This window comes from Streptomyces sp. MA5143a (genome assembly GCF_900290235.1).
In the GTDB taxonomy this organism is placed as follows: domain Bacteria; phylum Actinomycetota; class Actinomycetes; order Streptomycetales; family Streptomycetaceae; genus Streptomyces.
In genome coordinates this window covers 115,724-138,913 of sequence record NZ_OLMK01000068.1, presented here as the reverse complement: position 1 = coordinate 138,913, position 23,190 = coordinate 115,724, and the positions used below count along the sequence as shown (strand labels likewise).

Here is a 23,190-nt window from a genome sequence, read left to right as displayed (position 1 = left end):
TCGAACCGACTCTGTTGTCCGAAGTCTCCTTGGCCGGGAGCGGTCCGGTAGGACAGGATCGGCTCTCATGGACCTGCTGAACACGCTGGTGGACAAGGGGCTCCGGCGCGAGCCGCTGAGCCGTGCCGAGGCGCTCGCCGTCCTCGGCACCTCCGACGACGACCTGCTCGACGTGGTGGCCGCGGCCGGAAAGGTGCGCAGGCACTGGTTCGGGCGACGGGTGAAACTGAACTATCTCGTCAACCTGAAGTCCGGGCTGTGTCCCGAGGACTGCTCGTACTGCTCCCAGCGGCTCGGCTCGACGGCCGGGATCCTCAAGTACACCTGGCTGAAGCCCGACGAGGCGTCGAAGGCCGCCGCGGCCGGTCTCGCCGGCGGTGCCAAGCGGGTGTGCCTGGTGGCGTCCGGGCGCGGCCCGACGGACCGTGACGTGGACCGCGTCGCGGGCACCATCAAGGCCATCAAGGAGGAGAACGAGGGCGTCGAGGTGTGCGCCTGTCTGGGTCTGCTCTCCGACGGTCAGGCCGAACGGCTGCGCGAGGCGGGCGCGGACGCCTACAACCACAACCTCAACACGTCGGAGTCGACGTACGGGGAGATCACGACCACCCACACGTACGCCGACCGGGTGGACACGGTGCAGAAGGCGCACGCGGCGGGTCTGTCGGCGTGCTCCGGTCTGATCGCGGGCATGGGCGAGACCGACGAGGACCTCGTCGACGTCGTCTTCTCGCTGCGTGAACTGGACCCGGACTCGGTGCCGGTCAACTTCCTGATCCCGTTCGAGGGCACCCCGCTGGCCAAGGAGTGGAACCTCACGCCCCAGCGGTGCCTGCGGATCCTCGCCATGGTGCGGTTCGTCTGCCCGGACGTCGAGGTGCGCATCGCCGGTGGCCGCGAGGTGCATCTGCGGACGATGCAGCCGCTCGCGCTGCACCTGGCCAACTCGATCTTCCTCGGCGACTACCTCACCAGCGAGGGCCAGGCCGGCAAGGCCGACCTGGAGATGATCGCGGACGCCGGGTTCGAGGTGGAGGGCGCCGACCAGATCACGCTGCCGGAGCACCGGGCGGCCGGGGGCGGCTGCGGGTCCCACGAGAGCGCCGGGTGCGGTGCCCACGAGGGTGGCGGCTGCGGGTCCCACGACAGCGGTGGCGGGTGCGGGTCGCATGAGGGGGGCGGCGTCTGCGGTTCCGCGGCCACCACCTCCTCCACGGCGGCCTCGCAAGCGGGCGAGGCCCGGACGGATCTGGTCGCCGTGCGGCGTCGGGGTGCCGGCACGGATCTCGCGCCCAATGCCTGAGGGGCCCGACCCGAGCGTGGCCGAGCTGCTGGACCTCGACCGGCGGCATGTGTGGCATCCGTACGGTCCGATGCCGGGCCGGGTGGACCCGCTCGTCGTGGAGTCGGCGAGCGGGGTCCGGCTGCGGCTCGCCGACGGCTCGGGCGAACTCGTCGACGGCATGTCGTCCTGGTGGTCGGCCATCCACGGCTACAACCACCCGGTGCTCAACGAGGCCGCGCGCGAGCAGCTCGGCCGGATGAGCCATGTGATGTTCGGCGGGCTCACCCATGAGCCCGCCGTACGACTGGCGAAGCGTCTTGTCGACATGTCGCCCGACGGTCTGGAGCATGTGTTCCTCGCCGACTCGGGGTCGGTCTCGGTCGAGGTCGCCGTCAAGATGTGCCTGCAGTACTGGCGTTCGCTCGGCCGTCCCGGCAAGCAGCGCCTGCTCACCTGGCGCGGCGGCTACCACGGCGACACCTGGCAGCCCATGTCGGTGTGCGACCCGGACGGCGGCATGCATGAGCTGTGGCAGGGCGTGCTGCCGCGGCAGGTGTTCGTCGAGGCGCCGCCGGCGGAGTACGACGAGGCGTACGCGGAGCGGTTGCGCTCGGCGGTCGAGCGGCACGCCGACGAACTGGCCGCCGTGATCGTGGAGCCGGTGGTGCAGGGCGCGGGCGGGATGCGGTTCCACTCCCCCGCGTATCTGCGGGTGCTGCGCGAGGTGTGCGACGCGCGCGACGTGCTGTTGGTGTTCGACGAGATCGCGACCGGGTTCGGCCGGACGGGCGCGCTGTTCGCGGCGGAGCACGCGGCGGTGACGCCGGATGTGATGTGCGTGGGCAAGGCGCTGACCGGCGGTTATCTGACGATGGCCGCGACGTTGTGCACGGCACGGGTGGCCGACGGGATCTCTCGGGGCGAGGTGCCCGTGCTCGCCCACGGGCCGACGTTCATGGGCAATCCGCTGGCCGCGTCCGTGGCGCTCGCCTCCATCGAGCTGCTGCTGGGGCAGGACTGGCTCACGGAGGTCCGGCGGATCGAGGCGGGACTGCGGGAAGGGCTGGCCCCGGCGCTCGACGTGCCGGGGGTGAAGGACGTCCGGGTCCTCGGCGCCATCGGTGTCGTCCAGCTCGACCACGAGGTGGACATGAGGGCGGCGACGGAGGCCGCGGTGCGCGAGGGCGTGTGGCTGCGGCCGTTCCGCGACCTCGTCTACACGATGCCGCCGTACGTCACCGGTGACGAGGACGTGGCACGGATCGCGCGCGCGGTGTGCGCGGCGGCGCGGGAGGGATGACATGGCGATCCTGGTGGTGACGGGGACGGGCACGGAGGTCGGCAAGACGGTCGCCACGGCGGCCGTCGCCGTGGCGGCGGCGGCCGCCGGCCGGTCCGTGGCGGTGCTCAAGCCCGCGCAGACCGGGGTGCGGCCGGACGAGCGCGGCGACGCGGACGAGGTGGTACGGCTCGCCGGGGACGCCGTCGCCGCGCACGAACTCGCCCGCTACCCGGAGCCGCTGGCTCCCGCGACGGCCGCCCGGCGGTCCGGGCTGGCCCCGGTCCACCCCGAGGACGTCGCCGAGGCGGCGGCGAAGCTGGCGACCGACCACGACCTGGTCCTGGTCGAGGGCGCGGGCGGTCTCCTGGTCCGCTTCGACGAGGCGGGCGGCACGCTGGCGGACACGGCGCGACTGCTGGGCGCGCCGGTGCTGCTGGTGGCCTCGGCCGGGCTGGGCACGCTCAACACGACCGAGCTGACGGCCCGCGAGCTGGCCGTGCGGGAGGTGCGGCTGACGGGTGTCGTGATCGGCAGCTGGCCCAAGGCCGCGGATCTGGCGTCCCGTTGCAATGTGGCGGACCTGCCGGTGGTGGCGGGAGCGCCGCTGCTGGGGGCGGTGCCGGAGGGCGCGGGCGCTCTGGAACCGGCGGAGTTCCGGGCGCGGGCGGGCGAGTGGCTGGCACCGGCGCTGGGCGGGACGTGGGACGCGGGGGCCTTCGCGGCGCGGGAGGCCGGGTGACGGTCGGCCCTCCTGGCAAGGCCCCCGGCACAGCGGTGACGGCACACCATGGCAGTGATGCCCGGTAGGACGGTGGCGGGCTTCAGTTCGCCGTTTCTCCCAGCAGGCGGACCAGTTCGATGCGGGATCTGATGCCCAGGCGGGCGAAGACGCCGCGGAGGTGGTGGTCGATCGTGCGGGGGCTCAGGAGGAGGCGGGCGGCGATCTCCCGGTTCGTGGCGCCGTCCGCGGCCATGCGGGCGATGGCGAGCTGTTGGGCCGTGAGCCGGCCGGTGAGGTCGTCGGGGCCCGGGGCGGAGGGGGCCCTCTCGCCGAGGGCGCGGAGTTCGGCGCGGGCCTGGTCGGCGCAGTGGGGCGAACCGAAGTGGATGAAGGCCTCCAGCGCGCTGTGCAGCCGGTCGCGGGCCTCGGTGCGGTTGCGGAGCCGCCGCAGCGCGCTGCCGAACAGCAGTTCCGTGCGGGCCCGTTCGAAGTCACGGGTGCCGGAGGCGTGCAGGTCGAGCGCGGCCCGGTAGTGCTCCACGGCCTCCTCCCCCGTCGCGAGCAGCGCCCGGCAGCGGGCGCTGAGGGCGAGGTCGTCGGCGCTGCGGACGGTGCGGGCCCAGTGGTCGTAGTCGGCGTGCGCGGCGCCGGCCACGCGGGTGTCGCCGGTGCGGACGGCGGCCTCGACGTAGTGCGGGGTGGCGAGGTGGCGGATGGCCCGGTGCCCGTGCCCGGGGCCGAACCCGGCGAGTGCGCGCAGGCGGGCCGCCGAGGCGGCGTAGCGGCCGGCGGCGAGGTCGAGGAAGGCGAGGGCGTACATGGCGAGTGCGGCCGGGAGTCCGAGGCCCCGTTCCAGCGCGTGGGCGCGGGCGGACTCGGCGCGCTCCCTGCACACCTGTTCGTCCCCGGTGACGGCCGCGAACATCGCGAGGGCGGCCTGGAGATGGCAGGCCCCGTTGTCCTGCCCGGTGGCGTACGCCTGTCGCAGGGCCTCCACGGCGGCGGCCTCGGCGGCCCTGGGGCGCCCGGTCCAGAACTCGGCGTACGTCCGGAACTCCATGGCCTGCGGCACGGTCGCCGTCTCGCCCCTGGCGCGGGCCGAGGCGGCGGCGCGGGAGGTGGCGGTGAACGCGCGGGTGTGGTCGCCGAGGAGCAGGGCGGCGATCCCGGCGTGGATCAGCCCGGTGGGGTCACCGCCGGGGCCGCAGCGGCCCGCCGCGGCTTCGAGGACGTCGCGGGCGTCGTCGTAGCGCCCCTCGAACGCGGCGGCGAGTGCGCCGAGGGTGCTCGGCGGGAGGATCCCGAGCCGGTCGGCGACGGCGGCGGCCTCCCGGCAGCGGCGCAGGTCCCCGGTGTAGATGGCGGCCTCGGTGGCTCGTGCCAACAGATGGGCGGCCGTGTTTGGGTCGGGGCCGCCGCCGTGCCGGACCGTGGCGGTGAGCAGGGCGTCGAAGGCCTCGGAGGCGTTGCCGGAGCGGAGGGCGAGGAGGCCGGCGAGGGCGTCGTCGTCGGTGGCGGCGACGAGCCGGCGGGCCCGGTCGCCGTCGCCCGACCGCCAGGCCTCCGCCGCCGCCCGCGCGAGCAGCGGCATGCGTTCGGCGGGGTCGGGGGTGAGGCCGGCGGCGCGTTCGGCGAGGGCGGAGGCCAGCGCGGGCTCCCCGATGGCACGTGCCACCTTCGCCGCGAGGCGGAGTTCGGCGGCGAGCCGGCGGCTGGGGCCGAGGGCGGCGGCGGCCCGGTGCCAGGAGCGTCGAGGTCTCTCGCCCTCGCCGCTGAGGACTCCGGCGAGGAGGCGGTGGGCCGCGCGGCGGTCGGCCGTGGAGGCGGACTCGTAGACGGCGACACGGGTCCAGGCGTCCCGGAAGACGACGCCCTGGGCCGTGGCGTCCGCGATGCCCGCCGCCTCGGCCGCGTCGAGGGGCTGGGTGTCGAGTCCGGCGGCCGTGACGGCCCGCTCGTAGGCGTGGGTCGGGATCGGGTACTGGTCGGCCGCGGCGAGGAGCAGCAGGAAGCGGGTGTCGTCGGGCAGGGCCCGTACGTCCCGCCGGTGGGCGCGCAGCAGCGCGGGGGCGAGCGCGAACGGCTCGGCGGGCAGCGGGTCGAGCCCGATGGCCTGGCGCGGGGTCAGGGCGGCGGCGAGTTCGGCGGCGGCGCGCGGATCGCCGTGGGCGGCGTGCAGCAGACGTACCCGCACGCCGTCGGACAGCGCGGGCACGGGCACGCCTTCGGGCGCGGGCACGCCTTCGGGTGGCGTCGGCGCGGCGGCCAATGCCGTGTTCGGGCTCGGCCGCGCGGTGCTGGGGGGCGGTGGCGAGCGATGCGGAAGTCGTGGGGGGTTCACCGGAGTCACCACACTCATCACGTTACTTGCGAGTTAACCGACCAGTAAAGACCGGCGATTTCACCGATGCGGCGCGCGTAGACCCCGCTGACACTCCTGACGAACCCCACCCGTTTCAGGAGGCTCCATGCATCGCCGCATGCGCCGTATCGCCACGGCCCTCGCGACCGTGACCAGCACACTCCTGCTGTCCCTGACCTTCTCCGCGGCCCCCGCCCGTGCCGCGACCCACAACCCGGTCGTCTTCGTGCACGGTCTGAGCAGTTCGTCCAGCAGCTGGGACGACTGGATCGCGTACTTCAAGGCGGACGGTTACACCGCCTCGGAGCTGCACTCCTGGTCGTACGACTGGGGCCAGTCGAACGCCACGACGGCGGCGCAGCTGAAGACGAAGATCCAGAGCGTGCTCGCCTCGACGGGTGCCTCCAAGGTCGACGTGGTCGTCCACTCGATGGGCGCGCTCAGCTCCCGCTACTACCTGAAGAACCTCGGCGGGACGGCGTACGTCGACGACTTCGTCTCCACGGCCGGCGTCAACCACGGGACGACCGTGGCGGGTTGGTGCCGCTGGCTGTACACCTCGTGTGCCGAGATGTACACCGGCAGCTCGTTCCTGACCTCGCTCAACTCCGGTGACGAGACGCCGGGCAGTGTGTCGTACGCCAGCTACTGGTCGAACTGCGACGACGCGCTCACCCCGGACACCACCGCGATCCTGAACGGGGCCACGAACGTCGAGGTCGGCTGTATCTCGCACGACGAGATGAACAACGACCACGGCGTCTACGAGCAGGTGCGGAACTTCATCGCCTGACCGCACGGCATCGCGGAACACCGCCCGCCGTACGACCGGTGCCCGTCGCGCGACCTCCTCCCCAGGGCCGCGCGGCGGGCGCCGTCGTGTCCGCCTCTCGGCGCGGGACGGGTGAGCCGGTCCCCGGCGGGGGACAATCCGGGTATCTGTCGTCCTCCTCGGGAGGTCCGTCATGGTCCGTGCCGGCAAGGACGCCGTGCGCCACCCCCTGTTCGCCCGGTTCTACGCCCGGCTGAGCGTGTCGGCGGAGCCGATGGTCGGCCCGTTGCGTGACGAGCTGCTCGCCGGGCTCTCGGGGCGGGTCATCGAGATCGGTGCCGGCAACGGCCTGAACTTCGCGCACTACCCGCGTACGGTCGCGGAGGTCGTGGCGATCGAACCGGAGCGCTCCCTGCGGAAGTTGGCCCTGGAGGCGGCCCTGCGCGCCGATGTGCCGGTGGATGTCGCGCCGGGCGCGGCTCAGGCCCTGCCGGTCAAGAGCGAGGCGTTCGACGCGGCCGTGGTGTCGCTGGTGCTGTGCAGCGTGCGGGATGTGGAGCGTGCGCTGCGGGAGATCCGACGGGTGCTGCGTCCCGGTGGTGAGCTGCGGTTCTTCGAGCACGGCGGGGGCGGCGGCCGGGTGACGCGCACGACCCGGCGGGCGCTGGACCACACGGTGTGGCCCCTGCTGTTCGGCGGCTGCCATGTGTCCCGCGACCCGGTGGGCGCGATCGGGGCCGCGGCCTTCGAGATCGAGTCGGTCAGGGAGCTGTCCCTACCGCCGCGGGGCCCGCGCCTGCCCAGCTCCCACCACGTACTGGGCCGGGCCCGACGCTCCGGCCCGCACGAGGACAATCCCTAGGCCCCACCCGACGTATCTGCCCGGCGCCGAGACGCCGGACGGTCGTCGTTCACCGGCTCCACTGGCGCAGTTCCTGGGCGATGTCCTGCACCGTGGCCTCCCCGCTCTTGACGAGTCTGGCCAGTTCGCGCACCTGCTCGGCGGAGGTGACGACCTTGACGCCGCTGGCGACGAGGTAGCCGTAGGCGACAGCGGAGGCGAACAGCGCGTTGGAACGCTCCAGGGCCGGGACGTGCAGCAGGAGTTGCAGGAGGGAGGCGGCGCGGGCGTGCGGGGTGTCGTAGACGGGGACGTCGAAGATCTGCGCGTCGTGCCGGGCGACGGCGGCGACAAGAGCGCCCCAGTCGCTGACCTGGGGATCTCCGGGCGTCTTCTGTTCGGCGACCATCAGCAGCCAGGCGAGGTCGATTCTGAGCTGGCTCAAGGGATCAGCGACGTCCCTCGCGCCCGCCCCCGGGTTCCCCCGCCGCCTTCGGCGCCGTCCGGGTGGGGGCGCCGTCGAACTCCTCGGCGAAGACCGCCTCGTACTGCTTCATGAAGTCGGCCGCGGACTCCACGAAGGTGTGGCCCACCTCTCCGGTGTCCTGTCTGACCAGCTCCTCGATGTACCGGTTGACACTCATCCCGCGCTCCAGGGCTCGCTCCCGGGCGGCTCGCGCCGTGTCCTCGTCCACCCGTACGTTCAGCTGGGTCTTGGCCATGCCTCGACGCTAGCGCCGGAGCGCTAGCACGGCAAGGGCCTCCGTGCCCACCGAGCACGCTTCCCCGTCGGGAGCAGTGGCAGCCGCCCCCCTAGGGGCATGACTCCGATGCCCCTTACACCGACATCCGGTGCCCGACCTGCGGCGGAGGCCGCCTCGGACTTCGGGGGGATATCCGGTGTGGACTGGATCACATTAGGCTCGTCCGGGAACGCCCGGAATGCGAACCCTTTCGATCAGGGAGGCCGTTTTGTCCACTGCTGCCGCTGAGCACTCCGTCGGCCGCGCGGAAGCCGACGGTGTCGCCGCCCGCGCCCGGGGCCTGACGAAGGCGTACGGCTCGGGCGAGACGGCGGTGCTCGCCCTCGACTCGGTCGACGTGGACATCACGCGCGGCCGCTTCACCGCGGTGATGGGCCCCTCGGGCTCGGGGAAGTCCACGCTGATGCACTGTCTGGCCGGGCTCGACACCGTGTCGGCCGGGCAGGTGTGGCTCGGGGACACCGAGATCACCGGGCTGAAGGACCGGGAGCTGACCCGGCTGCGCCGGGACCGCATCGGCTTCATGTTCCAGTCGTTCAATCTCATCCCGACGTTGAACGCGGCCGAGAACATCACCCTGCCGATGGACATCGCGGGCCGGAAACCGGACGAGAAGTGGCTGGACCAGGTCATCGACACGCTCGGACTGCGGAACCGGCTGGGGCACCGGCCGTCGCAGCTGTCCGGCGGCCAGCAGCAGCGGGTCGCCTGCGCCCGCGCCCTCGCCTCCCGGCCCGAGCTGATCTTCGCGGACGAGCCCACCGGCAACCTCGACTCACGGGCCGGACTGGAGGTGCTGGGCTTCCTGCGCGAGGCCGTCGACCAGCTGGGCCAGACCGTCGTCATGGTCACCCACGACCCCGGGGCCGCCGCCCACTCCGACCTGGTGCTCTATCTCGCCGACGGACGGATCGTGGACCGGATGGAGCACCCCACGGCCGAGGCGGTCCTCGAACGCATGCGCCTGTTCAGCGGAAGCGCCGCCCAGCCCTCGGGGCTCGACCCGCGCGCCACGACCGACGGGGAGGGCGCCCCCGCCGACGCGCGCCCCACCGGGACCACCGACCTCGACAAGGACTGAGACCGTGCTGAAGGCGACCCTGCGGAGTTTCCTGGCGCACAAGGGGCGGCTGGTGCTCTCGGCGCTGGCCGTCGTCCTGTCCGTGGCATTCGTCGCGGGCAGTCTGATCTTCTCGGACACGGTCACCCGTACCTTCGACCGTCTCTTCGCCTCCACCTCGGCCGACGTCACCGTCGGCCCGAAGGACGACGACCTGGAGGGGCAGATGCCCTCCGGGGCCGTGGACACCGTGCCCGCCTCGCTCGCCGAGCGGGTCGCGAAGGTCGACGGGGTGGCGGACGCCCATGTCGACGCGTCCGTGGAGAACATCACCGTCGTCGACCGGGACAACGAGTCGGTGGGCCCGACGACCGGCGCCCCCACCATCGCGACCGACTGGTATCCCACCGACCGCAGCCCCGTGGAGCTGACCAGCGGGCACGCGCCCAAGGGACCCGGGCAGGCGCTGCTGGACGCCGACACCGCGAAGAAGAAGGACGTGGCGATCGGTGACACCCTCACCGTCCTCGCCGCACCCGGCTCCTTCAAGGTGAGGATCGTCGGCATCGCCACCTTCACCACCACCAACCCCGGCGCAGCGCTGGTCTTCCTCGACACCCGGACCGCGCAGACCCGGCTGCTGGGCGACCCGGATGCCGCCACGAGCATCTCGGTGACCGCGGACCCCGGTGTCGGCGACGCCGAGCTGAAGGAACGGATCGCCGCAGCCCTCGGGCCGGGCACCTACGAGTACCAGACCGCCGACGAGCAGGCCGATTCGGCGGCCGCCTCGCTGGGCGGGTTCCTCGACGTCATCAAGTACGTGATGCTCGGCTTCGCGGGCATCGCGACGCTCGTCGGGGTGTTCCTCATCGTCAACACCTTCTCGATGCTCATCGCCCAGCGCACCCGTGAGCTGGGCCTGCTGCGCGCCCTCGGCGCCGACCGGCGGCAGGTGCGCCGTTCGGTGCTCACCGAGGCGGCGCTCCTCGGCCTCGTCGGGTCGACGCTCGGCCTCGCCGCGGGCATCGGGCTGGCCTTCGGGCTGATCGAGCTCATGGGCGCGTTCGGGATGAACCTCAAGTCCACCGAGATGGTCGTCGGCGTGGGCACACCGATCGCGGCGTACGTCGTCGGCCTCGGGGTCACCTTCGTGGCGGCGTACCTGCCGGCGCGGCGCGCGGCGACCGTGTCGCCCATGGCGGCGCTCACGGACGCGGAGATCGCCGGGGTGGGACGGCCGCTGCGGACGCGGGCGGTGGTCGGCGCGGTCGTCGGCGCGGCCGGCGCCGCCGCGCTCGTCGGGTGCGCGATGTCGTCGGACACCGGCTCGGCGGCCTCGCTCCTCGGCCTCGGCGTCGTCCTCACCCTGATCGCGACCGTCATCGCGGGCCCGCTCCTGGTACGGCCCGTGATCCGGGTCCTCGGCGGCGCGTTCCCGGCGCTGTTCGGCTCCGTCGGCCGGATGAGCCAGCGCAACGCCCTGCGCAACCCGCGCCGTACGGGAGCCACGGCCGCCGCGCTGATGGTGGGGCTCGCGCTGGTCGCCGGGATGTCCGTGGCGAGCGCGTCGATGACCAAGTCGTTCGACAACGAGATCGACAAAACGCTGGGCGCGGACTTCGTCGTCCAGAACCAGAACTTCCTGCCGTTCCCCCAGGAGGTCACCGACAAGATCCGCGACACGGAGGGCGCCGGCCTCGTCGTACGGCAGCGGTTCGCGCCCGTGGCCGTACGGCTGCCGGACGGCAAGCGGATCGAGACCACCGCCGCCGCCTACGACCCCCGGCTCGACGAGGTCGCGAACGTCACCTACGCCGAGGGCGACAGCGCCGCCGCGCTCGCCGACGGCGCCCTCGGCATGGACGTGGACTTCGCCCGCGAGCACGACGTGACGGTCGGCGACACGGTCCCGGTGCGGTTCCCGGGCGGGAAGGACGCCGAGCTCAAGGTCGCCGCGCTCACCGACCAGGACACCGCCGACGGCTTCGGGATGCAGGGCGGCCTCTTCTTCGGGACGGGCACCGTCGAGCGGTACGTGCCGGACGGCCAGGACTCGGCGCTGTACGTGAACGCCGCCTCCGGGGTCGGCGCCGACGAGCTGCGCGCGAACCTGGAGCGGACGCTGGACGCGTACCCGCAGGTGCAGGTGCGGGACCAGGCCGACTACAAGGAACTGGTCCGCGGCCAGATCGCCGTGCTGCTGTACCTGGTGTACGCGCTGCTCGGCCTCGCGATCGTCATCGCCGTGCTCGGCGTGGTGAACACCCTCGCCCTCTCGGTGGTCGAGCGCACCCGGGAGATCGGGCTGCTGCGCGCGATCGGGCTGGGCCGGCGGCAGCTGCGGCGGATGATCCGGCTGGAGTCGGTGGTGATCGCCGTGTTCGGCGCGGTCCTCGGGCTGGCGCTGGGGCTGGTGTGGGGGGTGTGCGTGCAGCAGGTGCTGGCGCTCCAGGGCATGAAGGCACTGGCGATCCCCTGGGGCACGGTCGTCGCCGTGGTGATCGGCTCGGCGGTGGTGGGGGTGGTGGCCGCCCTGCTGCCGGCGCTGCGGGCGTCGCGGATGAATGTGCTGGCGGCGATCGCGCACGAGTGACCGTCCGGCGGGGCCGACAGGCCGGGCGTGCTGGCAGCGAGCGCGCCCGGGTGGTGTACTCGCCGGGACACACAGGCTCAAATCCCCTGTCGGTGAGGAGAGTTCATGCCGCGCCCGTTCCGTTTCGGAGTCAACCTGCTCAATCCGACCTCGGCCGAGGAGTGGCGCGCGAAGTGCCGCAGGGCCGAGCGGCTCGGCTACGACGTGATCCTGGTCCCCGACCATCTGGGCATGCCCGCCCCGTTCCCGGCGCTGGTCGCCGCGGCCGAGGCGACCGAACGGCCCCGGGTCGGCACGTTCGTGCTCAACGCGGGCTTCTGGAACCCGGCGCTCCTCGCGCGCGAGGTGGCCACCACGGACGCGCTGACCGGCGGACGCCTGGAGCTGGGGCTGGGCACCGGGTACGTGCCGGCCGAGCACGAGAGAGCGGGCCTGCCGTGGAGGTCGCCGCGCGAGCGCGTCGACCATCTCGCCCGGACGATCGCGGAGTTACGGCGGCTCCTCGACTCGGAGGAGCACCAACCGCGCCCCGCGCAGCGGACCGTACCGCTGCTCGTCGGCGCCAACGGCGACCGGATGCTGCGGATCACCGCCGAACACGCGGACATCGCGGCGTTCACGGGCGCCCGGCCGGGGGCGGGAGGCACGCTGGAGGCGCTGACGGCGGAGGAGCTGGACGAACGGGTCGGCCGGTACCACGAGTTCGCGTCCGGCCGTGAGGAGCCGGCCGAGCTCAATCTGCTGATCCAGATCGTGGAGTTCGCCGAGGACCGCGGCGCCGCCGTGCGGCCGTGGCTCGGGCACATCCCGCATCTCCGCGAGGAGCAGGTCCTGCGGCTGCCGCTGGTCCTCGTGGGGACGCTGGACGAGATCGTCGAACAGGTACTGGCGCAGCGGAAGCGGTACGGCTTCACGTATCTCACGGTCCTGGAGCCGAACATGGAGGCGTTCGCCCGCGTCATCGAGGCGCTGCGCGGCCGGTGAGACGGCGGGGCCCGATGCCTCCGGCTGCCGGCCGTCGAGTACGTGCGGGGTGCCGTGGGGCCGGACGGATAGCGCGGCCGCCGTACTACGCGGTCGTGTCGGCCGTGGTGCCGTGCCCGCGCCGACGGCCCGTGCGGGGTGCGCGCCCGCCGCCCTCCGCCGCGGCAGGTACCCCGGTGAGGGTGCGGGCGAGTGCGGCGACGAAGGTCGCGCCGGCGCCGAGCGCGGCGGCCACGGGCAAGAAGGCGACGGTGCCCACGGGGGGCGAGGGGGAGCGTGAAGGACTGCACGAGCGCCCCGGCGAACGACCACGGTCAGCGAGCCGGCCGGCATCCGGACCGGGCCCAGCCGGTCGGACAGCCGGCCGCCCCTCGGGCGCATGGCCACCGCGAGGAGCACGGAGCCCGCCCTGCGGTTGGCGGCGTCCGCCTGGCGCGATCACCCCGGCCTCTCGGCCCAGCGCTGTAGCGCCCGCGCGGCCCGGATCGTGCGCGACGCGGCCGTCGCCGCCGGTGGCAGCAGCCCCGTTGAGGCCCGCCTCCGCCCCCCCCCCACGAGGAACGCGGTGGCGGAAATCCGTTCGCCGGACAGGTGAGCGCTCTGCTTGGCTCGTCCCATGAATGATCTTCGAATCCGTTACGCCTCCCCCTCGGACATCGACACCGTGCTGCGGTTCTGGAGCGAGGCCGCGGAAGGAACGAGCATCAGCGACGACCACGACGGAGTCGCCCGGCTCCTCGCCCGGGACCCCGAGGCGCTGATCCTCGCGGAGCGCGACGGCGTCCTCGTGGGAAGCGTCATCGCCGGCTTCGACGGTTGGCGGTGCTCTGCCTACCGGCTGGCGGTGCACCCGGACCGCCGTCGGCAGGGCATCGCCACCGCGCTGCTGGAAGCGGTGGAGCAGCGGTTCGTCGCCCTCGGCGGGCGGCGCGTGGACGCGATGGTCCTGGAGGCCAACGAACAGGCCCACCACACCTGGGCCGCCACCGGCTACCACCGCGAGGACCACTGGCGACGCTGGGTCAAGCCCCTGTAGCCCCGGACGCCGCGCGACGGCTCATGCGCGGCGATCGTCTGGGTACGCGCTCAGGAGGTACGGCGGGCGGTGGGTGAACCAGCCGCTCGTGACCGAGAAGGCCGACGCGAGCGGGACGGCGAACACCACTTTGCCGACCCTTTACCATGGGTGGGTCTGTGAGTCTCTACGGAAAGGTCGTGAGCGTCCGCCCATGGGCGAGCCTCCCAGTAGCCGGTCCGGCGCCCGTCGCGCCCGAGCCGGTGCACGACATCGCGCGATCATCCCGCCCCTGCCGGATCATGGGACGGGGGTGACCCGATGACCGAAGTGCTCCTCCTGCTGGTGGCGGTACTGCTGTCGCTGGTCTGCGGCGCGTTCGTGGCCGCCGAGTTCTCGCTGACCACCGTCGAGCGCGGGCGGTTGGAGCGGGCCGTGGAGCGCGGCGAGCGGGGTGCCGCCGGCGCCCTCAAGGCCGTACGGAACCTGACGTTCCAGCTGTCCGGCGCGCAGCTCGGCATCACCGTGACCAATCTGGTCGTCGGCATGCTCGCCGAGCCGTCCATCGCCAAGCTCATCGCGGGCCCGCTGGAGGCGCTGGGCGTGCCCGCCTCGGCGTCGAGTTCCGTCGCCCTGGTGATCGGTACGGCCCTGTCCACGATCGTGCTGATGGTCGTGGGCGAGCTGGTGCCGAAGAACTGGGCGATCTCCTCGCCGCTGTCGGTGGCGAAGAAGGTGGCGAACCCGCAGCGCTGGTTCAGTGCTGCGTTCCGCCCGTTCATCACCCACCTCAACAACACCGCCAACCGTCTCGTCCGCCTGTTCGGGATCGAGCCCGCCGAGGAGCTGGCCTCCGCGCGCGGCCCCCAGGAGCTGGCGGCCCTCGCCCGGCACTCCGCGAAGGAGGGCGCGCTGGAGCCGGACACCGCCGAGCTGTTCGTGCGGACGCTGAACCTGGCCGACCTCACCGCCGAGAACGTGATGACGCCGCGTGTGCAGGTCATCGCCCTCGACGCCCAGGCGACCTGCGAGGACGTGGCGAACGCCACCCGGGCGACCGGTCTGTCCCGCTTCCCCGTCTACCGGGGCAGCCTCGACTCGGTGGTCGGCACCGTGCACATCAAGGACGTCCTCGCCGTGCCCGCCGGGCGCCGGCTGCGCACCTCCGTGGCGGAGCTGCTGCGCGAGCCGCTGCTCGTCCCCGAGTCCCTGACCGTCGACCGGGTCCTCGACCGGCTCTACGGCAAGCGCACGATGGCCGTCGTGATCGACGAGTACGGCGGCACCGCGGGCGTGGTGACGCTGGAGGACATCGTCGAGGAGGTCGTCGGCGAGGTCCGCGACGAGCACGACCCGCACGAGACACCCGACCTGGCCCCCGTCGGCACCGACGAGGACGGCCGGGAGCTGTACTCGGCGGACGGCGCCGCCCGCACCGACCAGCTCGCCCGCGTCGGGCTCAAGGTGCCGGAGGGGCCGTACGAGACGCTCGCGGGCCTCGTCGCCACCGAGCTGGGCCGTATCCCGGCCGTCGGCGACACCGTCGAGGTCGCCCGCTGGCGGCTCGACGTCGTGGACGCCTCCGGTCGGCGGGCCGCCCGCGTGCTGTTGCACGCGCCGGTCGAGGCCGACGACGAGCACGAGGAGGAGACGCGATGACCGCCGTCCAGCTGCTGATCGGCTTCGCGACCCTGGTCGTCAACGCCTTCTTCGTCGGCGCCGAGTTCGCGCTGATCTCGGTCCGCCGCAGCCAGATCGAACCGTACGCCGAACAGGGCGACCGCCGGGCCCGCAGTGTGCTGTGGGGACTACGGCACGTGTCGGCGCTGATGGCGGCCGCGCAGCTCGGCATCACCCTGTGCACCCTGGTCCTCGGTGTGGTCGCGGAGCCCGCGATCGAGCATCTGCTGGAGCCGGTGTTCCACGCGGTGGGCGTGCCGGAGGGCGCGGGGCACCTCATCTCCTTCGTGATCGCGCTGACCCTCGCCACCTATCTGCACATGCTGCTCGGCGAGATGGTGCCGAAGAACATCGCGCTGGCGGAGCCGGTGCGCTCCGCCCTGCTGCTCGGTCCGCCGCTGGTGACGCTGTCACGGGCGCTGCGGCCGGTGATCTTCACGGTCAACGCCTTCGCGAACGCGCTCCTGAAGCTGATGCGCGTCGAGACGAAGGACGAGGTGGCCGCGACCTTCTCGGACACGGAGCTGGCCCGGCTCGTCCGGGACTCCACCGAGGCCGGCCTGCTCGACGACCGCGCCCGGGAGCGGCTGCACGACGCGCTCGAACTGGGCCGCAGGCCCGTCCAGGACGTCGTGCTCCCGCTGGAACGCGTCGTCTACGCGCGCGTGGGCGTCACCCCGGAGGAGCTGGAGCGGCTGTCCGCGGAGTCCGGGTTCTCCCGCTTCCCGGTGGTGGACGAGGGGCGCCGGATCGTGGGCTACCTCCATGTGAAGGACGCGCTCGACGCGGCCCCGCGCGAGGTGCCGTTCACGATCCGGGACATGCGGTCCATCGCCCGCGTCCGGGAGACGACGCCCCTCGACGACGTACTCACCGCGATGCGCCGCAGCCGTACGCACCTGGCGGCCGTGCTGGGCGCGGACGGACGGCTCGGCGGGATCGTGACCATGGAGGACGTGCTGAGGGAGCTGTTCGGACAGCCCACGGCCTGACACCGCTGCGGGGAGAGGGTGACCGACCGCTGGGTATGTGAAGGCGATAGCATCGGGTACGCCATGCAGACGAACGCCACGCACACCCACGACACCCCTCCCCCGTACTCCAGCCTCGTCGCTGTCGGCGACTCCTTCACCGAGGGCATGTCGGACCGGCTGCCCGACGGTTCCTACCGCGGCTGGGCGGACCTCCTCGCGAGCCGGATGGCCGCGCGGTCGCCCGGCTTCCGGTACGCCAACCTCGCGGTGCGCGGCAAGCTCATCGGCCAGATCGTCGACGAGCAGGTCGACGTGGCGGCCGCCATGGGCGCGGATGTGATCACGCTGGTCGGCGGCCTGAACGACACCCTGCGCCCGAAGTGCGACATGGGCCGGGTGCGCGGGCTGCTGGAGGAGGCGGTGGAGCGTCTCGCGCCCGCCTGCAAGCAGCTCGTCCTGATGCGCAGCCCCGGCCGCCAGGGCCCGGTGCTGGAGCGGTTCCGGCCGCGCATGGAGGAGCTGTTCGCCTGCGTCGACGACCTGGCCGCCCGGCACGGCGCGCTCGTCGTCGACCTGTACGGCGCGCCCTCGCTGTCCGACCCGCGGATGTGGGACGTGGACCGGCTGCACCTGACCGCCGAGGGGCACCGCCGGGTCGCGGAGGCCGTGTGGCAGGCCCTCGGCCATGCGGCGGAGGACGCCGAGTGGCGTACACCGATGGCCGTGACGGCGCCGCCCGCCTGGGTCGCCCGACAGCTGGCCCACGCGCGGTTCGCCCGGCAGTACCTGCTGCCGTGGATCGGACGCCGGCTGACGGGCCGCTCCTCGGGTGACGGCCGGACAGGCTCCCAGTTCAGCGCTGAGCTGGGCAAAGCCTTTTGGGTCACCCCTGTGGACCACATGAACCCCGGGCCCGTGACGGACTGGCGGCGGGTGGGGCCCTGACCCCGCTGTGAAGCCTCACCAGCGTCCGGTGGCGGAACGGTAGTTGTCGGAGCCGCCCTCCGATAACGTACCGACCAGACGGTACGACTGGGTGCGCCCCACGCGCCGTCGTGTGCTCGATGAACAGCAACGTTTCATCCGCCGCAGGACGGAGAGCCCCTCATGCCCCAGAACACGGACCGCGACAGCCTGGTCTTCGCACGCCAGACCTGGAGAACTCTCGAGCCTTACCACGGGGCCGTCTATTTCTCGCCCGAAGCCGCGGGCAAGTACGCCGAGTTGGGCGTCGACGCCAGGACGGGGTACTTCGCGTCCCGCTCCGCCGCGCTCGGCGCCGCTCCGGCGGAACTGGTCATCGCCACGTTCTACAACTTCAATCCGCAACTGGTGCGCCGAGCCATACCCGCGGCCTGGGAAGCCGCCACGCCGCAGCGATTCGCCGCCGCCCGGCTCAGCGGGATCGACACCACGCTCCGCCGTATCCTCGGCGCGGACGTCTCCTCACCGGCGATGGCCCGAGCGGCGGAACTGGCCCGTACCGCGGCTGAAGCGACCGTGGGCCACCCACAGGGCCGCCCCCTCTTCGCCGCGCACGCCGCACTCCCGTGGCCGAGCGCACCCCACCTCGTGCTCTGGCACGCACAGACCCTGCTCCGGGAGTTCCGTGGCGACGGTCACGTGGCGGCACTGGTGGCCGCCGGACTGAGCGGGCTCGACGCTCTCGTCACGCACGCCGCCACGGGAGACATCGACGCGGAGGTGCTGCGCGGCTCGCGGGCATGGACGCCGGAGCAGTGGGAACAGGCCGTGCGGAACCTGCGGGAGCGGGGTTGGCTCGACGACGGACCTCACCTGACCTTGACCGATGACGGTAGGCGGCGCAGGGCGGAGATCGAGCACACCACCGACAGGCTGGCCGCCCTCCCCTACACCACGCTCGGTCCCGACGCCTGCGCCGAACTTCGTTCACTGGTGAGGCCGTTCAGCCTGGCGGTGGCCAAGGAGCTCATCCCTTGGGCGGTCGACCGCCTCAGCGAAGAGAGTGCGTGACAGAACAGAGCGAAGCCGGGAGTTCCCGACGCCGGTCGAGGCGCCTCGACCGGCACGGGCGCCCGAGTTGCCGCCCTACGAGAGACCGGCAACCTGGAGACGACAGGGGTCCGAAGAGGGCCCTGACCGGAGGGAGTCGCACGTGACCACGACCGTGATCAACCTGAAGGGCCGCATCCAGGACTTCGGGCCGCGGCTGGAGCATGCCCCCGACGACGTCGTGTACATCGGCCGCCGCTGGACCATGGGCCACTGGGACCTGCCCCAGCACCCGCTGTACAACCCGTTCCAACCCGACACCGACAAGAAGAAACGGGACGGGAGCCGGGCCGAGGTGATGGCCAAGTACCGGGAGTACCTGTCGGCCCGGCCCGAGCTGCTGGAGCTGGTGCCGGAGCTGCGCGGCAAGACGCTGGCCTGCTGGTGCGCGCCGGAGCTGTGCCACGGGGACGTCCTGGCGGAACTCGCCGACGAGCGCTGAGGCCGCCCTGCCGGCCCGTGCCGACCAGCGCCGGGACCACCCTCCGCGCCCGTACCGACCAACGCTGAGGCCGCGCTCCAGGCCCGTGCCGGGCGGGCACTCCCACCCGCGCGGGGCTGTGACCGGGCTCTCGTAGGTTCCGACGAGCAGGCCCGCGGCGCCCACCTGCATGAATCGCCAGTAGAATCCGTACACGTGACTTCTGCGCCAGCCAAGCCCCGCATCCCGAACGTCCTCGCCGGACGTTACGCCTCCACCGAGCTCGCCACGCTCTGGTCGCCCGAGCAGAAGGTGAGGCTGGAGCGGCAGCTCTGGCTGGCCGTGCTGCGGGCCCAGAAGGACCTCGGCATCGAGGTGCCGGACGAGGCGCTCGCCGACTACGAGCGGGTCCTCGACACGGTCGACCTGGCCTCCATCGCCGAGCGTGAGAAGGTCACGCGGCACGACGTGAAGGCGCGGATCGAGGAGTTCAACGACCTCGCCGGGCACGAGCACGTCCACAAGGGCATGACCTCCCGCGACCTCACCGAGAACGTCGAGCAGCTCCAGATCCGGCTCTCCCTGGAGCTGATGCGCGACCGTACGGTGGCGGTCCTCGCCCGCCTCGGCAAGCTGGCCGGCGAGTACGGCGAGCTGGTCATGGCCGGCCGTTCGCACAACGTGGCCGCGCAGGCCACCACCCTCGGCAAGCGTTTCGCGACCGCCACCGACGAGCTCCTCGTGGCCTACGGCCGGGTCGAGGAGCTGCTCGGCCGCTACCCGCTGCGCGGCATCAAGGGCCCCGTGGGCACCGCGCAGGACATGCTGGACCTGCTGGGCGGGGACGCCGCGAAGCTGGCCGAGCTGGAGGACCGTATCGCCGGGCACCTGGGCTTCTCCCAGGCCTTCACCTCCGTCGGCCAGGTGTACCCCCGCTCGCTGGACTACGAGGTCGTGACGGCACTGGTGCAGCTGGCCTCGGCCCCGTCGTCGCTGGCGAAGACGATCCGGCTGATGGCCGGGCACGAGCTGGTCACCGAGGGCTTCAAGCCGGGCCAGGTCGGCTCCTCGGCGATGCCGCACAAGATGAACACCCGCTCCTGCGAGCGCGTCAACGGCCTCATGGTCATCCTGCGCGGCTACGCGTCGATGACCGGCGAGCTGGCGGGCGACCAGTGGAACGAGGGCGACGTGTCCTGCTCGGTGGTGCGCCGGGTCGCGCTGCCGGACGCGTTCTTCGCGCTGGACGGTCTGCTGGAGACGTTCCTGACGGTGCTCGACGAGTTCGGTGCCTTCCCGGCCGTCGTCGCGCGGGAGCTGGACCGCTATCTGCCGTTCCTCGCGACGACCAAGGTCCTGATGGGCGCGGTCCGCGCGGGCGTCGGCCGCGAGGTCGCCCACGAGGCGATCAAGGAGAACGCCGTCGCCTCGGCCCTCGCGATGCGCGAGCAGGGCGCCGAGCGCAACGAACTGCTCGACAAGCTGGCGGCGGACGAGCGCATCCCGCTGGACCGGGCGCAGCTCGACGCGCTGATGGCGGACAAGCTGTCCTTCACGGGCGCCGCGGCCGCCCAGGTGGCCGTCGTCGTCGGCCGGGTCGAGGAGATCGTCAAGCAGCGTCCGGAGGCGGCGGGTTACACGCCGGGAGCGATCCTCTGACGCGCTTCACCCCGCAGGAGCTGGAGGCCGCCCGCGACCGGCTGGTGCCGGACGTGGTCGCGGACGGCCTCCGGGTGCTGTTCTGCGGCATCAACCCGGGTCTGATGACGGCCGCGACCGGCCATCACTTCGCCCGGCCCGGCAACCGCTTCTGGCCGGTCCTGCACCTGTCCGGTTTCACGCCGCGGCTGTTGAAGCCGTCCGAGCAGGGCGAGTTGCCGTCGTACGGGCTCGGCATCACCAACGTGGTCGCGCGGGCGACGGCGCGTGCCGACGAGCTGACGGCGGAGGAGTACGTCGAGGGCGGCCGGCTGCTCACCGCGAAGGTGGAGCGGCTGCGGCCGCGGTGGCTCGCGGTGGTCGGGGTGACCGCGTACCGGGCGGCGTTCGGGGACCGCAGGGCCGTGGTCGGCCCGCAGGAACGGACGATCGGCACGTCCCGGGTGTGGGTGCTGCCCAACCCCAGCGGTCTGAACGCGCATTGGACGGCGGCGACGATGGCGGAGGAGTTCGCCCGGCTGCGGGTGGCGGCGGAGGACTGAGGAGCGGGGGCCGCGCCGCCTGCCGGTCGTGGGGTCGGGTCCGGGACCCGTCACTCAGGGGACCCGCCTGGTCAGGGCGGGTCCGTCTCGGTTATCAGGGCGACCAGTTGGAACGGCAGCTCCTTGTCCCACTGGGAGACGCCGAGGGCGACCCAGCGGCCGTCGACGACCTGCCACACGTGCACATCGGGGACGTGCGAGCTGAGCACCGCCCACGGCTCCGGCAGGTCCTCCCCCGCCATGGAACGGTCCTGAACGCTCCAGAGACTGATCACGTCCGGTGCGCCCCACCGCTCGGCGAGCCGCTCCGACAGGGCGTCCCGGTCCGCCTCGTACTGCTCCTCGGTCTCCTCCCGGCGGGTGCCGTCGTCCTCCCAGAAGTCGGCGCTCGTCTGTAATTCGGCGACGTGGTAGCCGGGGCCGCCCGTGCCGGTGTCCGACCGGCCGGGCTCCGCGGGGAACTCGGCGGAGCACAGCCTCTCGATGAGGGCGAGGTGCCGCGTGATGCTCATGCGTCCAGTAAAGCGGGCACCACTGACAATTGGCGTCCCGTCATGGGGCGGCACCCCGGGGCCGGGAGGCTGCTCCGTGGGACACGCGTCCGGCGCGGGGGCCGGCCGGCGGGTCGACCGGCCGAGCGGGCGACGGTCGGCCGACGACGGTCGGCCGACGGCGGCGGGGCGATCGTCGGCGGGGCGATCGTCGGCCGAGGTCCCGTGGTGCGACGGCCGGCGAAGCGGCGGCGGGGTGCTCGGGCAGGTCGGGGGCGGTGGACACTCGCCGGGGTCCCCCTTGGCGAGTACGATCCGGCAGACACGCGTGCTAGGGCCTGTCGTTTGGATCATGCAGGCTTCGGGCTACGGCGCATTCACGCTGCCGGTGAGCGGGGCTTGGTGCGTGCAGCTGCAAGGCGGAGGAGGGAGTCGACGCGGAGCGTTGGCGACCGACGACAACGCGGCAGATGTGCGTGCCGAGCCCCGCGGCCCAGGCGTGATCCAAACGACAGGCCCTAGCTGGGAGGACGGACGTTGGGGCAGCTGACCGGCGGGGATCCTTCTCTGCTCCGGAGAATCAACTCGGCGGTGGTGCTGCACGCGCTGCGCGCCACGGATCACGCCACGCTCACCGAGATCACCCGGGTCACCGGGCTGTCCCGGCCCACGGTCGAGGGCGTCGTCGAAGGGCTGGTCGAGGCCGGGCTGGTGGTGGAGCGGGCCGCCGAGGAAGGGGCCGCCAGGCGCCAGGGCCGGCCGGCACGCAGGTACCGGTTCCGGGCGGAGGCGGGGCACCTGCTCGGGCTGGAGGTGGGCTCGCACGGCGTGACCGCGCTGCTCGCGGACCTCGACGGGCGGGTGCTGGGCTCGCTGACCAAGGACGTCGCCGAGTCCGCGCCGGCCGACGAACGGCTGGAACGGCTGCGCTCGACCGTCGCGGAGCTGCTCCGCGGGTCCGGTGTCGCGCGGGACTCGCTGCGCGCGGTCGGTGTGGGCACCCCCGGTATCGTCGAGGCGGACGGCACCGTACGGCTGGGTACGGCCCTGCCGGAGTGGACGGGGCTGAACCTGGGCGAGCGGCTGGGCCGTTCCTTCAAGTGCCCGGTCCTGGTGGAGAACGACGCCAACGCCGCCGCGGTCGCCGAGCACTGGAAGGGCGCGGCCACCGAGTCCGACGACCTGGTGTTCGTGCTGGCCGGGCTGAGCCCCGGCGCGGGCTCGCTGATCGGCGGACGGCTGCACCGGGGCTACGGGGGCGCGGCCGGGGAGATCGGCGCGCTGCACCTGCTGGGCCGGGAGGCCACCCCGGAGGCGCTGCTGTCGACCACCGGCGAGCCGCTGCACCCGCTCGACGAACAGGCCGTCGCCGAGGTGTTCCGGCACGCGCGCGAGGGCGACGAGCGCGCCCGCGCCGCGGTGGAACGCTTCCTCCAGCGGCTGGTGCACGACGTGGCCGCGCTGGTGCTGGCGCTCGATCCCGAGCTGGTCGTCGTCGGCGGCTGGGCGACCGGCATCGACGACGTCCTCGAACCCCTGCGGCAGGAACTCGCGCGCTACTGCCTGCGCCCGCCCCGGGTGGCCCTGTCCCGGCTGGGTGAGACGGCCGTCGCCATGGGTGCGCTGCGGCTGGCGCTCGACCATGTCGAGGAGCAGCTCTTCGCCGTCGAGGGAACGGTCACGGCGCGGCGCTGAGGCCCCGGCCCC

21 protein-coding genes and 1 pseudogene are annotated in these 23,190 nt (G+C 73.0%); 17 read left to right on the top strand and 5 right to left on the bottom strand.

The features are described 5' to 3' along the window. The first annotated feature begins 67 nt into the window (after positions 1 to 67). The 3 genes from bioB to bioD are packed head-to-tail and all read left to right on the top strand — an operon-like array spanning position 68 to position 3,306. Entirely contained in the window at positions 68 to 1,303 is a 1,236-nt protein-coding gene (bioB, locus tag SMA5143A_RS27870; protein WP_107465571.1) for a biotin synthase BioB, read from the top strand. Next, on the top strand, positions 1,296 to 2,585 hold the full coding sequence (locus SMA5143A_RS27865) for an adenosylmethionine--8-amino-7-oxononanoate transaminase (protein ID WP_107465570.1): 1,290 nt from the start codon (positions 1,296 to 1,298) through the stop codon (positions 2,583 to 2,585). Before bioB ends, SMA5143A_RS27865 begins: the two co-directional genes overlap by 8 nt. A 1-nt stretch (position 2,586) precedes the next feature. After that, the gene (gene bioD / locus SMA5143A_RS27860) at positions 2,587 to 3,306 is read left to right on the top strand and encodes a dethiobiotin synthase (protein WP_107465569.1); all 720 of its coding nucleotides are present in this window, start codon (positions 2,587 to 2,589) and stop codon (positions 3,304 to 3,306) included. Between the two features lie 82 nt (positions 3,307 to 3,388). On the opposite strand, the gene SMA5143A_RS27855 is transcribed toward bioD, so the two are convergent. Then, positions 3,389 to 5,647, bottom strand: a complete 2,259-nt coding sequence (locus SMA5143A_RS27855) for a helix-turn-helix transcriptional regulator (RefSeq protein ID WP_181362042.1) — start codon at positions 5,645 to 5,647, stop codon at positions 3,389 to 3,391. 109 nt (positions 5,648 to 5,756) lie between these two features. Between SMA5143A_RS27855 and SMA5143A_RS27850 the strand changes: the two genes are divergently transcribed. Further along, positions 5,757 to 6,443, top strand: coding sequence for an esterase/lipase family protein (locus SMA5143A_RS27850; protein WP_107465568.1), 687 nt, complete (start codon positions 5,757 to 5,759; stop codon positions 6,441 to 6,443). A 172-nt stretch (positions 6,444 to 6,615) separates the two neighbouring features. Further along, positions 6,616 to 7,284, top strand: coding sequence for a class I SAM-dependent methyltransferase (locus SMA5143A_RS27845; protein WP_107465567.1), 669 nt, complete (start codon positions 6,616 to 6,618; stop codon positions 7,282 to 7,284). A gap of 49 nt (positions 7,285 to 7,333) precedes the next feature. Here the strand turns inward: SMA5143A_RS27845 and SMA5143A_RS27840 are convergent, their stop codons facing one another. Then, positions 7,334 to 7,708, bottom strand: coding sequence for a fic family toxin-antitoxin system, toxin component (locus SMA5143A_RS27840; protein WP_099965147.1), 375 nt, complete (start codon positions 7,706 to 7,708; stop codon positions 7,334 to 7,336). Between the two features lie 4 nt (positions 7,709 to 7,712). Next, positions 7,713 to 7,985 (bottom strand): toxin-antitoxin system HicB family antitoxin, encoded by a 273-nt coding sequence (locus SMA5143A_RS27835; protein ID WP_107465566.1) that lies wholly within the window; start codon positions 7,983 to 7,985, stop codon positions 7,713 to 7,715. Between the two features lie 250 nt (positions 7,986 to 8,235). Here SMA5143A_RS27835 and SMA5143A_RS27830 point away from each other — a divergent pair, with 250 nt between their 5' ends. The 3 genes from SMA5143A_RS27830 to SMA5143A_RS27820 all read left to right on the top strand — a co-directional run bounded on the left by SMA5143A_RS27830 (position 8,236) and on the right by SMA5143A_RS27820 (position 12,667). Beyond that, positions 8,236 to 9,108, top strand: a complete 873-nt coding sequence (locus SMA5143A_RS27830) for an ABC transporter ATP-binding protein (protein WP_107465565.1) — start codon at positions 8,236 to 8,238, stop codon at positions 9,106 to 9,108. Between the two features lie 4 nt (positions 9,109 to 9,112). Next, complete coding sequence (locus SMA5143A_RS27825) at positions 9,113 to 11,683, top strand: ABC transporter permease (protein ID WP_107465564.1); 2,571 nt, start codon at positions 9,113 to 9,115, stop codon at positions 11,681 to 11,683. 105 nt (positions 11,684 to 11,788) lie between these two features. Continuing rightward, on the top strand, positions 11,789 to 12,667 hold the full coding sequence (locus tag SMA5143A_RS27820) for an LLM class F420-dependent oxidoreductase (protein ID WP_107465563.1): 879 nt from the start codon (positions 11,789 to 11,791) through the stop codon (positions 12,665 to 12,667). A 136-nt stretch (positions 12,668 to 12,803) separates the two neighbouring features. Here the strand turns inward: SMA5143A_RS27820 and SMA5143A_RS44820 are convergent. Continuing rightward, a pseudogene (locus tag SMA5143A_RS44820) lies at positions 12,804 to 13,099 on the bottom strand (MFS transporter); the annotation flags it as partial. Between the two features lie 184 nt (positions 13,100 to 13,283). Between SMA5143A_RS44820 and SMA5143A_RS27805 the strand changes: the two are divergent. The 8 genes from SMA5143A_RS27805 (at position 13,284) to mug (ending at position 20,992) form a co-directional block, all read left to right on the top strand. Next, positions 13,284 to 13,703 (top strand): GNAT family N-acetyltransferase, encoded by a 420-nt coding sequence (locus SMA5143A_RS27805; protein WP_107465561.1) that lies wholly within the window; start codon positions 13,284 to 13,286, stop codon positions 13,701 to 13,703. A gap of 300 nt (positions 13,704 to 14,003) precedes the next feature. After that, positions 14,004 to 15,341 carry a hemolysin family protein gene (locus SMA5143A_RS27800; protein ID WP_107465560.1) on the top strand — a complete coding sequence of 446 codons (1,338 nt, stop codon included), beginning with the start codon at positions 14,004 to 14,006 and terminating at the stop codon, positions 15,339 to 15,341. Continuing rightward, positions 15,338 to 16,354 (top strand): hemolysin family protein, encoded by a 1,017-nt coding sequence (locus SMA5143A_RS27795; RefSeq protein ID WP_107465559.1) that lies wholly within the window; start codon positions 15,338 to 15,340, stop codon positions 16,352 to 16,354. The genes SMA5143A_RS27800 and SMA5143A_RS27795 overlap by 4 nt, the downstream gene beginning before the upstream one ends. A gap of 63 nt (positions 16,355 to 16,417) precedes the next feature. Then, positions 16,418 to 17,281 carry an SGNH/GDSL hydrolase family protein gene (locus SMA5143A_RS27790; RefSeq protein ID WP_107465558.1) on the top strand — a complete coding sequence of 288 codons (864 nt, stop codon included), beginning with the start codon at positions 16,418 to 16,420 and terminating at the stop codon, positions 17,279 to 17,281. A gap of 162 nt (positions 17,282 to 17,443) precedes the next feature. Continuing rightward, complete coding sequence (locus SMA5143A_RS27785) at positions 17,444 to 18,331, top strand: SCO6745 family protein (protein ID WP_107465557.1); 888 nt, start codon at positions 17,444 to 17,446, stop codon at positions 18,329 to 18,331. 142 nt (positions 18,332 to 18,473) lie between these two features. After that, positions 18,474 to 18,812, top strand: coding sequence for a DUF4326 domain-containing protein (locus SMA5143A_RS27780; protein ID WP_107465556.1), 339 nt, complete (start codon positions 18,474 to 18,476; stop codon positions 18,810 to 18,812). Between the two features lie 195 nt (positions 18,813 to 19,007). Beyond that, positions 19,008 to 20,450, top strand: coding sequence for an adenylosuccinate lyase (gene purB / locus SMA5143A_RS27775; protein ID WP_107465555.1), 1,443 nt, complete (start codon positions 19,008 to 19,010; stop codon positions 20,448 to 20,450). Between the two features lie 44 nt (positions 20,451 to 20,494). Further along, positions 20,495 to 20,992 carry a G/U mismatch-specific DNA glycosylase gene (gene mug, locus SMA5143A_RS27770; protein ID WP_258193781.1) on the top strand — a complete coding sequence of 166 codons (498 nt, stop codon included), beginning with the start codon at positions 20,495 to 20,497 and terminating at the stop codon, positions 20,990 to 20,992. A 71-nt stretch (positions 20,993 to 21,063) separates the two neighbouring features. On the opposite strand, the gene SMA5143A_RS27765 is transcribed toward mug, so the two are convergent. Continuing rightward, positions 21,064 to 21,504 carry a hypothetical protein gene (locus tag SMA5143A_RS27765; RefSeq protein WP_107465554.1) on the bottom strand — a complete coding sequence of 147 codons (441 nt, stop codon included), beginning with the start codon at positions 21,502 to 21,504 and terminating at the stop codon, positions 21,064 to 21,066. A 516-nt stretch (positions 21,505 to 22,020) separates the two neighbouring features. Between SMA5143A_RS27765 and SMA5143A_RS27755 the strand changes: the two genes are divergently transcribed. Further along, the gene (locus SMA5143A_RS27755; protein WP_107465552.1) at positions 22,021 to 23,178 is read left to right on the top strand and encodes an ROK family transcriptional regulator; all 1,158 of its coding nucleotides are present in this window, start codon (positions 22,021 to 22,023) and stop codon (positions 23,176 to 23,178) included. Positions 23,179 to 23,190 lie beyond the last annotated feature (12 nt).

What these genes read in the sequence shown, in the direction of transcription:
- SMA5143A_RS27790 (WP_107465558.1), top strand. Translation starts at nt 16,418, where the DNA reads ATGCAGACGAACGCCACGCACACCCACGACACCCCTCCCCCGTACTCC.
- SMA5143A_RS27850 (WP_107465568.1), top strand. Translation starts at nt 5,757, where the DNA reads ATGCATCGCCGCATGCGCCGTATCGCCACGGCCCTCGCGACCGTGACC.
- SMA5143A_RS27820 (WP_107465563.1), top strand. Translation starts at nt 11,789, where the DNA reads ATGCCGCGCCCGTTCCGTTTCGGAGTCAACCTGCTCAATCCGACCTCG.
- SMA5143A_RS27835 (WP_107465566.1), bottom strand. Translation starts at nt 7,985, where the DNA reads ATGGCCAAGACCCAGCTGAACGTACGGGTGGACGAGGACACGGCGCGA.
- bioD (WP_107465569.1), top strand. Translation starts at nt 2,587, where the DNA reads ATGGCGATCCTGGTGGTGACGGGGACGGGCACGGAGGTCGGCAAGACG.
- SMA5143A_RS27765 (WP_107465554.1), bottom strand. Translation starts at nt 21,504, where the DNA reads ATGAGCATCACGCGGCACCTCGCCCTCATCGAGAGGCTGTGCTCCGCC.
- bioB (WP_107465571.1), top strand. Translation starts at nt 68, where the DNA reads ATGGACCTGCTGAACACGCTGGTGGACAAGGGGCTCCGGCGCGAGCCG.
- SMA5143A_RS27865 (WP_107465570.1), top strand. Translation starts at nt 1,296, where the DNA reads ATGCCTGAGGGGCCCGACCCGAGCGTGGCCGAGCTGCTGGACCTCGAC.
- SMA5143A_RS27805 (WP_107465561.1), top strand. Translation starts at nt 13,284, where the DNA reads ATGAATGATCTTCGAATCCGTTACGCCTCCCCCTCGGACATCGACACC.
- SMA5143A_RS27785 (WP_107465557.1), top strand. Translation starts at nt 17,444, where the DNA reads ATGCCCCAGAACACGGACCGCGACAGCCTGGTCTTCGCACGCCAGACC.
- SMA5143A_RS27855 (WP_181362042.1), bottom strand. Translation starts at nt 5,647, where the DNA reads ATGAGTGTGGTGACTCCGGTGAACCCCCCACGACTTCCGCATCGCTCG.
- SMA5143A_RS27800 (WP_107465560.1), top strand. Translation starts at nt 14,004, where the DNA reads ATGACCGAAGTGCTCCTCCTGCTGGTGGCGGTACTGCTGTCGCTGGTC.
- SMA5143A_RS27795 (WP_107465559.1), top strand. Translation starts at nt 15,338, where the DNA reads ATGACCGCCGTCCAGCTGCTGATCGGCTTCGCGACCCTGGTCGTCAAC.
- SMA5143A_RS27845 (WP_107465567.1), top strand. Translation starts at nt 6,616, where the DNA reads ATGGTCCGTGCCGGCAAGGACGCCGTGCGCCACCCCCTGTTCGCCCGG.